Here is a 13,709-nt window from a genome sequence, read left to right on the forward strand (position 1 = left end):
GATTAGATTTCTCCAAAAGGTCGAGATGACACTTAAGTTATATCATCAGCAACCGCCAAATTCCAGCTATCAGCACTACGCCTAAGGCAACAGGTGTAAGTACCTTCCAGCAAAGGTGCATCAACTGGTCTACGCGCAGGCGCGGATATGTCCATCGGAGTTGCAGCTGCACAAACAGCAGCACAAACGTTTTACTTATCAGCCAGAACGCCCCCCAAAGTATACCGGATACTTCTCCTACGGTGCCAGAGGTCCAGTAGGCCAGGCTAACAGGTCCAATATTAGGCAAAGGTGTATTCCAGCTGCCCAGGAAAAGCACTACAGCTACCAGGCTCACTAACACCATCATGCTATATTCTGCTAAAAACAGCACTGCAAACCTGAAACCTGAGTACTCCACATGAAAACCCGCCACCAGCTCCGACTCCGCCTCCGGAATATCGAAAGGAGCACGGTTACTTTCGGCCAGCGAGGCGATAAAATATATCACAAAAGCTACCAGAAGTATAGGAGCCCGAAAGATATTCCAGGTAGTGATGCCGCCAATAGTAGTCGTGTTTATACCTAACTCACGAATGCCGAACAGCCAGTTCATATCATACTCCATCCCCGGAAACTGGTTCATCAAGGCACCCTGCTGGTAACTGATCTCCTGGAAATCTAGCGACTGGCAAATCATCACGACAGAAAGTATAGCCAGGCCTGCTGGTATCTCATACGACACAATCTGCGCCACCGAACGCATAGCACCCAGCATGGCATACTTGTTATTCGAGCCCCATCCTGCCATCAGCAAGCCAATCACATCCAGCGAAATGATAGCTAACAGGTAAAACACACCAATGCCAATACCTGCTGGCACCGTAGCGGGAGTGAAAGGAATAACTGCAAAACCTGCGAAAACAGCAGCGAAGATAAGTATAGGCGCCAGCTTAAAAAGGGCTTTATCAGCAGCAGCAGGCACAATGTCTTCCTTCTGCAGGAGCTTTAACACATCGAGGGCTGGTTGCAAACTACCATAGGGCCCGGCTTCTGTTGGGCCCAGACGGTCCTGCATAAAGGCTGCCACCTTACGCTCTGCATACGCCAGCACAATTACTACCAGCAGTAACAGCACAAGTGTGAGCACAAAAGCAAGCATAGGCGGTTAAGGTTTGTTAACAGGCAAAGGTAGGGTTTAATGCGCTAAAATGTTACTCAGAGCCTGCTTAAAATAATAGCATACGTATATTTTATTATATAAAATTTGATTAATATTATTACTCTAACCCATACGAAAGCCCAATGTACAACAAACTTCTCCCGGCCTCTGCTCTGCTATTGCTCTGTTGTGTGCCAGCTGTGAAAGCGCAACAAACTATTTCGAAGTTAGTGATCAAGGAGAAGGAAGTATATCAAGTTGGACCTGACAACGTTTTGCTGGCAGACACGCTGGTCATGCACCGCAAAGCCTCTATCCAGTTTAATCCTGAGCTTCCAGCTTTTATCGGCGTAAATACAGCCTTTATTGGCAAAGACTGTAGGATAGTAGCAAAGGGTTTAGATGGCTCTCTCAGAAGAACCGGAGTCAGTGGATCTGATGGCCAGAATGGAAGTAACATAGAAGCAAACATGCATTTTGAGACCTTAGGCAGCCTCACAATTGATGCCAGAGGAGGCAATGGAGATACAGGAGAAGATGGTGTAACGGAACTAGTCTCAACTACGAAAACAGACGGCGACGGCACTTACAAAAGTGCGGCCCCAGTGCGTGCCGCAAAGATAGGCAGAGCCGGCGGACGTGGCGGTAACGGCGGCAATGTTAAATTTACATACAGCACGTCAGGTCTTATTCTGAGGTTTAACCAGTACCGTAAGCAAAACGCAATTATTATTTTGCAAAAAGGCGGCACCGGCGGGAAACCCGGCAGGTATGGCAAAATTACCGGACAAGACGGAAAGGACGGTGAGGTTAAGTTGGTAAACATGAATTTACCAGGCAACAAAACAGAATAGGTTTTACAAACTTATACTTTATCAAACAGCTTCCTCCAGACGTTTTGCTGAAGGAGGCTGTTTTTTTCAGACTACTCTACCAAGTGAGGCACGAACTGTGAAAGGTTTGTGATAATTCCCTTTTCCCTCCTGAAACCGATGGCACATCCCTCTCCTGCCCAAAATACACCGGCCTGATATTGGTAGCCATTGCTGTCTTCGGGTAGGTCACACCAGCGTTGGTATACCTGCTGCTGCTTATCGTACTCGCCTTCTACTTTTGTTATACGCACTTTGTCTACTACTTCCACACTCTGGCCTTCGCGCCCAAAGTATGGCTTGCGGATATACTTGCAGTTGAGCGGCTCTAAGTCGGTTTCTAAGAGCAGGGGGTGGTATGGGTAAGCTTTCCAGAGCCAGGCTAGCATGCCTTTGCTTTGGAAAAGCAATGTATAAGCCGGATTGGCTATAATTACGTTGCGCATACTGGCCAGGTAAGTCAGGCTTTTTAGTAGTTCCGGTTCCTCCCACGCAATCTGCTCCCAGGGCAGCAGCTTAAACAAAAACGGGAACTGCCGCCACTGCTCTGCTCCTACCTGGGCCCAAACTCCTTTTTCTGCTCCTTCAGTAGAAATGCTTACATCTTCTATAGGACACAAGTGCGCATCAAAACCAGCCTCTGAGGCAGCCTGGGCAATAACGGCACAGTTTGCCTGATCTTCGGCACTTGCACCAAGGTATGTTACCAGCAGCGCCGGAGCCAGATCATCATTTAGCATACGCCATGATTTTAGTTGCTCCACCAATGCCTCATACAAACCGGAGTATTGGTTAGCGTCGTTTTTACCTGCAGCTGCCAGGCTAGCCCACTGCACCACAGCTGTTTCGGGTATAGAGGTGGCTGTATCTGCATTAAACTCGAGTAGTTTGGGTCCATCTGGTGTCTGAGCAAGGTCGAAGCGACCGTACAGGTGCCAGTGCCTGTCGTCGTTCCACGACTGGCGAAGCAACTCCCACAGGTTTTCAGGTATACCTAAAATTTTCAGAAACTCATCGGGCAGGTTTTCCGGTACAGCCTGTACCATCATGCCGTACAATGTGTCTGCGGCCTCTAATAAAGCTTCAGCCTCTTTTTCTGTTAGCACCACAGCCTCACCGGGCACGTAGTTGGCACAGCCATCTTCCACGCACCACTCCCAGCCAAGACCGCGCACCGCTGTTTCCACGTCACCGGTGTGGCTGGTTAAGCGTACTTGAGATTTCCCTTTATCAAGCATGAATTTCACCTTAGGATAAGTATAATTTGGCAGCGCTGCAGCTGAACAAAAATCTTGGAGTATAGTAGCACACACTGTGCTGTCATACGCACAAACTAATAGCTAAGAAAAGATACCTTATGCACCGGCTCCGCTGCTACGTCCACGGAAGAATCCGCTTCTGCCTGAGCGAGGAGCAGTTGCCTGCTGGCGATACGTTTGCACATTCTGGCGCCAGGCGGTGGTATTGTTTACCAGTCCGGGGTTAGCATAATAAGCCGGATTGGGCGCAGACATGCGTCCGGCCATAAACCCCATTCCACTCCACCACAGCACACTGCCCAATCCAAAGCCGCCATGTCTGTACGTTTCCTGGTTGTTCGCCAACTCCTGCATTCTGTTCTCCAGCGCAAGGCCTTGTAAAGTATCTATTCTGCCGTCATTGTACTTTAAAATAGCCATACTATTACCAGGAGTTGTAGTGCGCTCATCGGTAATCTTCCATTGGTCAGGAGCCTCTTCGGTTAGCTCAGTAACGATTCCGTCTGGCACGGCCACCTCATCGCCTGTCCTCCACTCGTCCTGCTGGTTTCTGTTATCGCAACTGGTAAGTCCCATACAGGCGGCTGCCGCAACTATAAAAGCGTTGCGCTTAAAGTCGCCAATGGTCAGGTATCGCTTTTTCATCAGAATTTATGCTTGGATGGTTTACAGATAAATATTTTACGCAGAATTACCTGCATACGGACAGATTTATACTTCAGTGAGCCAATCCTCGGAAACAAAGAGTGATACTGCGTCTGTATTTATAAATCAGATACTACACTAATCAATTAATAACTGCCGTCGCGCGCAATTTACTCCCACAGCGGGTAATGCTCCAGGTGCACCTGCCGCTTAAAGAAGATGCGGGTACTTTCCTCAAAGGACCGGGTAAAATCAGACACATAAAAATGGTGCTCGCCAACCAGTTTATCGGATGCCAGGTTGTTAGCCTCCAGATAGTCTTTTACTTGTTGTGCAACAATCTGGCTTGCATCTAGCACATCCACTTTCCCTTTGTAGTAGTTCTCTATCTGCTTTTTAATAAGCGGATAATGTGTACAGCCAAGTATAAGTGCCTCAATATTATCCAGGTCAGGATCTGAGAGGTAAGCATGTATAACGCTCTCAGAGATGGAGTCGTTAAAGAAGCCTTCCTCTATCATGGCAGCCAACAAAGGAGTGGCATGCGATTTCAGCTCAATGTTATGTCCTAATTCGTCTACTTTTTTGCGGTATATATTGGAATTTACCGTCTGCTTAGTACCAATCAACCCAATCGTCTTATCCGGGTAAGTCCGACCAATGTAGGATACGATGGGATCTATTACATTTAGTACTTTGGCTTTGCTACCAACATATTCCTTCACTAGATCGTATGCTGCCGCTGAGGCCGAGTTACAGGCTATAAGTATAACTTTACAGTTTTGCTTTATCAGCAGATCGCAGATTTTAACAGCATAGGCTTGTATAGCTGCTGTAGATTTATCGCCGTAAGGCAGGTGGGCTGTATCGCCGAAGTAAACTATCCGTTCGTTGGGCAACACATTGGTAATAGCCTGCGCAACAGTAAGTCCGCCAATACCGCTATCGAATATGCCAATGGGCCTGTATTTCTTTTCTAACGTCATCTGAAGCGAAGTTATGGTAAAAAGAAACCAAAACGAACGTTCACATTTAAATTATATACTTTTACATAATAATGATGTTAAAGTGAATGTTTTTGGTGTTACTTAAGTTCTACATGCGAAGGATATAATACTATAGCATTTTTCTATATATAATTTTTGTCAAATAATTTGTTGGTTTAAAACAAATTCATAATTTCACAATCACAACGCCACACCTGGCCGATAAAGCCAGCCTGCCACAGGTGATCACATGCTTCCAGAATACTCCAAACTTACATTTTAACCATCAGGAGCCCTTATGCAATCTGCACTTACCATACCTAACCCTACCGTAAAACGGACATCATTGTATGGCAGCTTATCCAACAGATTGGTTTCATTTTTAGTCGATACTTCGCTCCTGGTATTTTGGTATACGATTATCCTGTATTCCACTGCCGGTGAAACACAGCAGCTCTATACCTGGAAAGACCTGCTGAACGATGGCGGATTTAGCCTTGGCGAAGTATGGGCAGTGTTTAAAATGCTGTTCTTCAACATTTACCTGCCAGTGCTCCATTGGCTATACTATACGCTGCTCGAATCATCGCCTAAGCAGGCAACTATCGGTAAATTTACTTTAGGATTAAAAGTGACAGACTTGCGAGGCAAGCGCATCAGTTTTGCGCAGGCAAACCTTCGTTACTTCTCCAAAATTGTATCAGCTGTGCCTCTTTTGCTGGGCTTTTTACTTATACTTACTACCAGGCGCCGCCAAATGCTGCACGATTACCTGGCGCGCACCGTTGTGGTAACAGACTAAGCCTTTACTAAAAAATTGTACTTTTAACGCACCCCTTTCTTATATGCTCGTATAACATAAGTGTATAACAAGTAAGAAAGGAGGATTGTGATGAGATTTATTCCAACCCGCTTTCATGGCATTTTGGACTATGTGGTGGGATTATTATTTATAGTTGCACCTTGGCTATTTGATTTTTCAGACGTTACGTATGCTACCTGGATTATGGTAGCCGCAGGTGTACTTGTACTGCTTCAGACTGTTTTTACAGATTTTGAAGTTGGTTTAGTGCGAAAGATACCGATGCAGTCACATTTAATGGTTGATTTTGGCCTTGGTGTAATCTTGGCCCTGTCGCCCTGGATGCTTAATTTTGACGAGCAGGTATTTATGCCGCACTTAATTGGTGGTTTATTTGCCATACTTGCCTCGCTTACTACACACCGTGTACCAAGCAGGGCTTACAACACCCAACATGCGCACGAAGATACCATGCGCTAGTTAATTTAGAAGTTTACATGTAAAACAACAGGCTGGCCTTTGGTCGGCCTGTTTTATTTTGCCTTCGCCTCTGGATATTAATCCCTAAATTTGCCTTATGAATTTCTTATCAGCAGAAAATATTGCGAAAAGCTTTGGCGAACGCTGGCTTTTCAAGAATCTGAACTTTGGCATTAGCCAGGGCCAGCGCGTAGCCCTTGTAGGGGTAAACGGTTCTGGCAAAACCACATTGCTTAACGTACTGGCAGGCAAACTACCACCCGATGAGGGCAGCGTGAGCGTGCGCAAAGAAGTTAGCATAGGTTATTTGGGCCAAAATCCGGAGTTTGAGGAGGAGCTAACTGTGCAGCAGAACATTTTCTCGATGCAGAACGAAACGCTGGAGCTGATAAGCCAATATGAGGCCGCCATTGCCAATCCAAATACAAGCGCAGAGAAAATGCAGCAACTGATGGAGCGCATGGACGAACTGCAGGCCTGGGATTTTGAGGTAAAAGTAAAGCAGATCCTCTCTAAGCTGGGCATTAACAACCTGAATGCGAAAATAAAGCACCTTTCGGGAGGGCAGCGCAAACGAGTGGCTATGGCGCGCGTGCTGATAGAAGAGCCGGATATGCTTATCCTGGATGAGCCTACCAACCACCTTGATTTGGACACTATCGAGTGGCTGGAGGGTATACTGAGCACCCAAAACTCTACCTTGCTAATGGTAACGCACGACCGTTACTTTTTAGATAAAGTTGCCAACGAAGTAGCTGAACTCGACAACGGCCAGATTTATACTTACAAAGGCAACTACAGCTATTTTGTTGAGAAAAAAGCGGAACGGGAAGAAAGCGCAGCCGCCGAAACCGAAAAGGCCCGCAACCTGATGCGCAAAGAGCTGGACTGGATTCGCCGCCAGCCAAAAGCCCGGGGCACTAAAGCCAAGTATAGAGTAGATGCTTTTGAAGAGTTAAAGGAAAAAGCAGCCAAGAAAACTACCGGCCCTCAACTGGAGCTATCGGTAAAGACAACGCGACAGGGTGGCAAGATCATCGAAGTGGAGCATATCTCTAAGTCTTTTGGCGAAAAGAAGATTGTGGACGACTTCAGCTATGTGTTTAAGAAAAAGGATCGCATAGGCATTGTGGGACCAAACGGTGCAGGCAAGTCTACGTTCCTGAACATGCTGGTAGGTAACTTAACCCCTGATGCTGGTGTGATAGATGCAGGCCAGACCACGGTATTCGGATATTATACCCAGGATGAGTTGGAGTATAAAGACGACCAGCGCGTAATTGACATTGTAAAGGATATTGCCGAAGTAGTGGAGATGGCCAACGGCGAGGTGATCACAGCCAGCCAGTTTTTGCAGCACTTCCAGTTTGCGCCACCGCAGCAGTATACATTTGTGAGCAAGCTGAGTGGTGGTGAAAAACGCCGCCTGCAATTGCTTCGTGTGCTCATTAAAAACCCGAACTTCCTGATTCTCGATGAGCCAACCAACGACCTTGACATCATTACGCTCAACATCTTAGAGGATTTCCTGCTCAACTTCGGAGGGTGTTTGCTTATCGTAAGCCACGACCGCTATTTTATGGACAGGCTGGTGGAGCATCTGTTTGTTTTTGAGGGTGAAGGAAAAATCCGCAACTTCCCGGGCAACTACACCGATTACCGTGAGTGGCAGAAGGAGCAAGAGAAGCTGGAGCAGGAAACAAAACCTGCAGCCGCACCGGCACCCGAGAAAAAGCAGGAGCAGCCAAATAACAAGCGCAAGGCCACTTATAACGAGAAAAAGGAGTATGAGCGCTTAGAGCAGGAAATAGAGCAAATGGAATCTCGTAAAAACGAGATCATCGAAACGATGAACAGTGGCAGTGTTACAGACCATGAAACTATAAAATCGTTGGCCACTGAGCTTAAAAGTATAGACGAGCAGCTGGAAGAGAAAGAATTCAGGTGGCTTGAGTTGGCAGAGCTGATGTAATTATTAAACTCATTATCAAGTATAAAAAGAAGGCTGGCAATTCATATTGTCAGTCTTCTCTTTTTGGTGCTAATCCAGCCCTTTTACCACCACGTTCATACGCTCATTTTGCTGTCCTGCCTTTACAATGTGCCGCTCAAAGTCTTTGGGCTTGTTTATTATTTCATAGAAGTCGTCCAGGTACTTCAGCGTCTGCTTTTTATACTTCTCGTCGAGTAGCGACGTAGCATATACCTGGTAAAAGGCCTCTTTGCGGTTATTAAAAAACGGTACGAGCTCCTCCAGCACCTCCTCCGGAAAACTGTAGCCCCTGAAGATCCGCTGCCTTACACTGGTAATGCCAATTTCGGGTGGAGGCTTGGCGTAGGGTGGCATCACGATGCCCGTATAGTCAAAGTCGTAGGGCACAGGAACAGGTTTGCCATAGGCTGTAACGTATAGCAGCAAGATGTTATGGCGATACGGCACAGACCAGTCGGTGTTGCCTATCATAAACTGGAAAAGAGCCAGCTTTGCCATGGTACGGTCATCGGTGGCATCCATCCTGATCAGCAGCTCTTTTGCCATAATAGTACCTTTGCTTCTGTCTGCCAGCGACTCCGTTTCTTCTATTAGAAAAGCATAGCTGCTGGTAGTTTTTTTGCTGCCCTGCACATCCTCATAATCTATCAGGCAAAGGCGTACTTTATAGCTGTGGTGGGTAACAATATTGTATAGTTTGTACACAAGATACTCTCGCATCACATATTTCTCACCGATGCAATGCGTAACCAGCTTTAATTTATCAACACCTGCAAAAGCCGTTAGCTCCACCTTTTTTTTAGGAAAATTCAGCAGCAAGGGTGGGAATTTACACACACTTGGGTCGCGGCGGTGGTTACCTCTCACACGCACTTTCAGGTTTACCGAGGTAATTTTACCGTTTTGCTCCTGGTACTGGATCGTAGCCGGATGATAGCTTCTCTCATCGCCACGGTCTTTTAAAAGTGCTTTGTAATCAATTAGCAGCTTAAAGCGAAGCACATCCTCGCTGGCAAAAAGATCAGTTTGAGAAATAGGAGCAATGTGTGCTGCCTGCAGTGGAGTCGATAAAGTATAAAGTGGGTCTGGCTGGGCAAAAGCGGTAGAGGCTAATAAAAACAACTTTAAATAGGCAAGGCAGCAAACCTTTAAATAACCCGCTTTACGCATCCACCTCATACTTTCATGCTCTACTTTCCAACACCATGCATCGTCCCTTCTTTTAGTTAAGCAGTTACCTAAGTTATTCGTAAACTACTGCACTACTGGCACTGCAGCATTCAGCCGCTTTTGTGCTTTTCTAGTGAACATATCCCTTATCACCTCCCCTTCTGCTTTTACCATCTTTACCCCAATTAGGGGCGCAATAGTGGCGGGTATATCTTCCAAAGTATACTTTTCGCTAATGGTATACCCCTTTTTGAAATCTGGCCCCACTGCAAGCAAGCTAATACGTTGGCAGCCAGCGCAGTTGTCGCCGTGCTCCATCCAGCCTCCGTCGATTCCATCCAGGTGCCGGCCGTGGTCGTTTGTAATAATGAGGGCTGTGTTCTTTTTGTAGTTTCGGTCTTTCCTCAGGTAATCCCAGAGCTGCTTTACATACCTGTCTGAGCGGGCTATGCCTCTTAAATAAAATGCCGAATTGCCTGCATGGGCATAGCCATCCGGCTCCATCAGGTTTATCAGCATCAGGTTAGGCTTGTGCTGAGAAAGTATGCGTTTGGCCTCTACTATGGTCAGTGAGTCCATCCTATAGCCTGTACCGGGGCCGTTTTTCCCTGCATTTACAGATGGCATATATCGCCCCTGCCACACCGAATCCTTGGTATTGGCAAGTATGTGGAGTTTGTCTTTGCTCATTACAAGCCAGGCTGCAGTAGCCGGCTTACCAGTGGCTTTTAACCAATACTGGAAGTAAGATGGGTTGGCTGGCAATTCGTCGCCATAGTTGTCAATTTCCTGATTTACGCCTGTAGTGATAGCTACATGCCCGGAGTTGGTGTAAGTATAGCCTTCATTCTGGAAATCCTCGAAAAACGTACCTCTGCTCTTGAGCGAACCCGACATAAATGGTATTAGCCCCGGCGTGTTACCCCAGTTCTCGGAGTGCCTGGGACCGTCTATTACCACCACTATCACATTTTGCGTTTTAAACGGCTTTGCAGATTTAGTAACCGATGTACTCGTTCCAGCACATGACCAGAAAAGTAATAAGGCAAGAATCAACAGCAGGACGTAAAGAACGCGTTTTAAAGCTATTCCTTTTCTTACACCACCAGATGACACAACTTCTGCCATATCTTGCCCACAAACAATTAACACACTAATAACTAGTATGTTATACATCTTATCATGATGTAACGTTGTATATAAAGGAGTATAATTAAGACAAAATATCTGTATCGATTGAATTATAAGCTTGACTTTGGAGTTAATAGCTTGAACTAAATAGTTAGAGCTTTTAGGAGCAGAAATAAAAAACTTCTTGTAAACTATTGCGTTTATGCCTTTAATCTCTATTATTGCAGTACCAAATACAAACATGCATCAACCGACAGCCATAGCAACTACACTTACACTGCCAAATTCCCTTGGTCAGTTGCTGCTGTCTGCTGCCTATTCTTATTGCCTGAGCGTGTATAGCTATTGGAGCTATTATTATCGCTATTACCGCAACTGCTAAGGCAATCACCACCAACAACTAATTTAGTTACCAGGAAGCGACAAAAAGCTATCCGCCCACAGGTGAACCTGCCGAAGCAGTGGCTCAAGCCTCTGCTTTTTTCATTTTAAATCATCTATAAAATCATAAACAAAACGAATATGAGCCTGACACAAGACTACAACAGCTACACAGAAGAGAACCACAACGTATGGGCTATACTTTTCCAGCGCCAGATAGAAAACTTACCAGACAAAGCTATACCAGAGTTCTTTGAAGGACTGAAGCTGGTTAATTTTAAACCTGATCGCATACCGAATTTTGATGAGGTAAACCAGCGGCTGAAGCCCCTTACCGGTTTTGAAGTGGTTCCTGCCCCAGGTATTGTAGACGATGCCGTGTTCTTTGGCCTTATCGCTAACAAGCAATTTCCGGCTACGGTTTGGATCAGAAGGATGGAGCAGCTCGATTACCTGGAGGAGCCGGATATGTTCCATGATGTGTTTGGACATGTACCTTTGCTTACCATTCCGGTTTACTGTGATTTCCTGGCGCAGCTTTCGGCTATGGCTCTAGAGCATGTAGATAGGCCTGATATCATAGATAAACTGACACGCATCTACTGGTACACCATCGAGTTTGGCTTGTTCCGTAAAAATGGCGAAAAGGCAAGAATCTATGGCGCGGGTATACTTTCTTCTGTTGGTGAGAGCAAGTTGTCCGTGTCTGACGAAAGTATAAAGCATGGCTTTGACGTAGACCACATTCTGAACACTGCCTATATAAAAGAGACTTTCCAGAGCCAGTACTTTTGCATCGAGAGCTTTGAGGAACTGCTGGAAAGCTTACCTAAAATAAGCGAAGCAATTGCAGCCATGCGCAAGCAACTTGAAGAAGTATAAAAGCAAAAAAGGCAGCTCCCGATGAGCTGCCTTTTTTGTTTAATGGGTTAATTCGGGACTGATTTGAAAACCGAGTTTTCGAGGCTTAGTTAGGTGTGTGTTTTCTAGTTTTTGCTTTAGGGTAATACGTTCAATGTCGCTGATGTCCTGTCCCATCAGGTCGTTGTTCACGGCGGCCACCATTGCACTTTCTACCACTACCCGCAGAATCCTGTCACTGAGCTTGTTCTTGGCAATGTTGGTGATCTCGTCGTAAGGCAGATCGAGCTGCTTTACACCTTCAATGCAGAAGTGGTTCTCTATGTTAACCAGCATTCGCCCTACCAGGTAACCCGGATCGTCCAGTCGGTTATACTTTATCGTATCGGCCATAAAGTTGTAGGCCATGATATGCCCAAAGAACCTGCGTCTGAAATCTTCTTCGATATAATCGTTGCGCATGATTTCGTAGTCGTCCGGGAAAGTGATGATGTTGGAGTGCATAACGAACACCAACAGGTCGCCTGAAAACTTGATATGAAACTCGTGCTCGTTTACGTTGCGATACTCGATTATCACATTAGCGTCCTGTTTTGTTATCCTGTCTGTCAGGTCATCCACTAAATCCTGTGATATTTCCTTCAGTTTATTAAAGGTGCCCAGGGTGTTTCGGTAAATTGCCTGTTTTGTAACCGATTTCTGGTGCAGGCCATTTATAATGTCGTTTAATCTATCTTCCATAGTTGGTGTTGATATCAGAAATATGCCAGATGTAGTTTGTACCGAAGTTTAACCCAGTTTGTTTAAAATATGAGCTTATAAATCCCTATAAGGCATGGTTTGGTCTTCATTACTGTGAGTCATACCTTATCTGAACTGGAGTAAGCCGGCGGAGGCTGCAACGGCAACAACTCCTGCCCCTGCAGTTGGAATGCAACCTGCCTTATACCCGGCTTTGCATTTTGACACTGCAGCAGCATTGCCTGTGCTTGTGGCATCTCGAAAACTTCAGGTATTGTGTTTACCGCACCGGCAGGCACATACTGACGATGCAGCTCTTGCAGCAGTTCGTCGCGCTGATGTAAAGCAACTAGCCCGCTAAGTATAACATGGAGTTCTTCGCGGTGCTGCACACGACTGTAATTGTTTTTATACTTTGCATCAGTAGCCAAATCAGGGTTGCTAAGTATAGCGCACAACTTTGTAAACTGCCTGTCGTCGCCGATAGCCAGAACCAGTTGCTTCTGGTCTTTGGTAGTGTACACGCTGCCGTAGGGCACAATAGTAGGATGTTCAGAGCCCATGCGCACCGGCTCCTGCCCTGCCACCAGGTAAGCTGTTCCCTGGTTGGCCAAAGCCGAGATAGCAGCATCCAGCAGCGAAACCTGCACCAGTTGTCCTTCATTTGTTCTTTCACGCTGTAATAAGGCTACCAGTAGGCCTTCTTTTAGCTGATGCGCGGTCAGGATATCCATAAGGGCAACAGGCATTTTAGTAGGTGCACCGTCTGCCTCACCGTTCAGGTACATAAAGCCGCTTTCAGCCTGTACCACGGCATCGTACCCTGCCCTGCTGTTGTGGGGGCCGTAACCGGTAATATGGCCGTAAACCAGGCGCGGGTTTATACATTGCAGGGTTTCGTAATCTACTTTCAGTTTCTTTGCATCGCCGGGTTTATAGCTGGCAATTACCATATCTGCCTTCTTTACCAGTTGGTAAAGCTGTTGCAGGTCATGCTCCTCAGTCAGGTTTAAGGCCAGCGAAGTTTTACCCCAGTTGGCAGCGCAAAAGTATGCTGGAGTGTCCGTATCGGCTGCCTCGGATTTAAGTTTCCAGGTGCGGGTAACGTCGCCTTTGGTAGCGGCATTCTCAACCTTAATGACGTTTGCTCCTAGCTCGGCAAAAAACTGCCCCACGCTTGGCCCTGCCAGCACACTTGCCAGTTCCAGCACCAGCATGTCTTTAAATATCGAATCTGCTTTTATCAT

14 protein-coding genes are annotated in these 13,709 nt (G+C 46.2%); 6 read left to right on the plus strand and 8 right to left on the minus strand.

Features of this window, described 5'->3' with window-relative positions; all coding sequences use genetic code 11:
- Positions 1-37: 37 nt before the first annotated feature.
- Positions 38-1,141 carry a complex I subunit 1/NuoH family protein gene (locus tag H8S84_RS07205; RefSeq protein ID WP_187066550.1) on the minus strand — a complete coding sequence of 368 codons (1,104 nt, stop codon included), beginning with the start codon at positions 1,139-1,141 and terminating at the stop codon, positions 38-40.
- 200 nt (positions 1,142-1,341) lie between these two features.
- On the opposite strand from H8S84_RS07205, the gene H8S84_RS07210 reads away from it, so the two are divergent.
- On the plus strand, positions 1,342-1,995 hold the full coding sequence (locus H8S84_RS07210; protein ID WP_187066551.1) for a hypothetical protein: 654 nt from the start codon (positions 1,342-1,344) through the stop codon (positions 1,993-1,995).
- Positions 1,996-2,066: 71 nt separating this feature from the next.
- On the opposite strand, the gene H8S84_RS07215 is transcribed toward H8S84_RS07210, so the two are convergent.
- The 3 genes from H8S84_RS07215 to murI all read right to left on the minus strand — a co-directional run bounded on the left by H8S84_RS07215 (position 2,067) and on the right by murI (position 4,903).
- Complete coding sequence (locus H8S84_RS07215; RefSeq protein ID WP_187066720.1) at positions 2,067-3,251, minus strand: glutathionylspermidine synthase family protein; 1,185 nt, start codon at positions 3,249-3,251, stop codon at positions 2,067-2,069.
- Between the two features lie 117 nt (positions 3,252-3,368).
- On the minus strand, positions 3,369-3,917 hold the full coding sequence (locus H8S84_RS07220) for a hypothetical protein (protein ID WP_187066552.1): 549 nt from the start codon (positions 3,915-3,917) through the stop codon (positions 3,369-3,371).
- A gap of 170 nt (positions 3,918-4,087) precedes the next feature.
- A complete protein-coding gene (murI, locus tag H8S84_RS07225; RefSeq protein ID WP_187066553.1) occupies positions 4,088-4,903 on the minus strand; it encodes a glutamate racemase in 816 nt (271 codons plus the stop codon).
- 298 nt (positions 4,904-5,201) lie between these two features.
- Here murI and H8S84_RS07230 point away from each other — a divergent pair, with 298 nt between their 5' ends.
- From H8S84_RS07230 to H8S84_RS07240, 3 genes are all read left to right on the plus strand, one after another.
- The gene (locus H8S84_RS07230) at positions 5,202-5,705 is read left to right on the plus strand and encodes an RDD family protein (protein WP_222621584.1); all 504 of its coding nucleotides are present in this window, start codon (positions 5,202-5,204) and stop codon (positions 5,703-5,705) included.
- Between the two features lie 90 nt (positions 5,706-5,795).
- Positions 5,796-6,185, plus strand: coding sequence for an SPW repeat domain-containing protein (locus H8S84_RS07235; protein WP_187066554.1), 390 nt, complete (start codon positions 5,796-5,798; stop codon positions 6,183-6,185).
- A 97-nt stretch (positions 6,186-6,282) separates the two neighbouring features.
- Positions 6,283-8,157, plus strand: coding sequence for an ABC-F family ATP-binding cassette domain-containing protein (locus tag H8S84_RS07240; protein ID WP_187066555.1), 1,875 nt, complete (start codon positions 6,283-6,285; stop codon positions 8,155-8,157).
- 69 nt (positions 8,158-8,226) lie between these two features.
- Here the strand turns inward: H8S84_RS07240 and H8S84_RS07245 are convergent, their stop codons facing one another.
- Both H8S84_RS07245 and H8S84_RS07250 read right to left on the minus strand, forming a co-directional pair.
- A complete protein-coding gene (locus H8S84_RS07245) occupies positions 8,227-9,357 on the minus strand; it encodes a hypothetical protein (protein ID WP_187066556.1) in 1,131 nt (376 codons plus the stop codon).
- A 75-nt stretch (positions 9,358-9,432) separates the two neighbouring features.
- On the minus strand, positions 9,433-10,476 hold the full coding sequence (locus tag H8S84_RS07250) for a sulfatase-like hydrolase/transferase (protein WP_187066557.1): 1,044 nt from the start codon (positions 10,474-10,476) through the stop codon (positions 9,433-9,435).
- Positions 10,477-10,681: 205 nt separating this feature from the next.
- On the opposite strand from H8S84_RS07250, the gene H8S84_RS07255 reads away from it, so the two are divergent.
- On the plus strand, positions 10,682-10,861 hold the full coding sequence (locus H8S84_RS07255; protein WP_187066558.1) for a hypothetical protein: 180 nt from the start codon (positions 10,682-10,684) through the stop codon (positions 10,859-10,861).
- Between the two features lie 140 nt (positions 10,862-11,001).
- Positions 11,002-11,742 carry a phenylalanine 4-monooxygenase gene (locus H8S84_RS07260; RefSeq protein WP_187066559.1) on the plus strand — a complete coding sequence of 247 codons (741 nt, stop codon included), beginning with the start codon at positions 11,002-11,004 and terminating at the stop codon, positions 11,740-11,742.
- A 39-nt stretch (positions 11,743-11,781) separates the two neighbouring features.
- On the opposite strand, the gene H8S84_RS07265 is transcribed toward H8S84_RS07260, so the two are convergent.
- Both H8S84_RS07265 and H8S84_RS07270 read right to left on the minus strand, forming a co-directional pair.
- Complete coding sequence (locus H8S84_RS07265; RefSeq protein ID WP_187066560.1) at positions 11,782-12,462, minus strand: hypothetical protein; 681 nt, start codon at positions 12,460-12,462, stop codon at positions 11,782-11,784.
- Positions 12,463-12,581: 119 nt separating this feature from the next.
- On the minus strand, positions 12,582-13,709 hold the full coding sequence (locus H8S84_RS07270) for a CaiB/BaiF CoA transferase family protein (protein WP_187066561.1): 1,128 nt from the start codon (positions 13,707-13,709) through the stop codon (positions 12,582-12,584).

Source organism: Pontibacter cellulosilyticus, from assembly GCF_014306105.1.
Classification (GTDB): Bacteria; Bacteroidota; Bacteroidia; order Cytophagales; family Hymenobacteraceae; genus Pontibacter; species Pontibacter cellulosilyticus.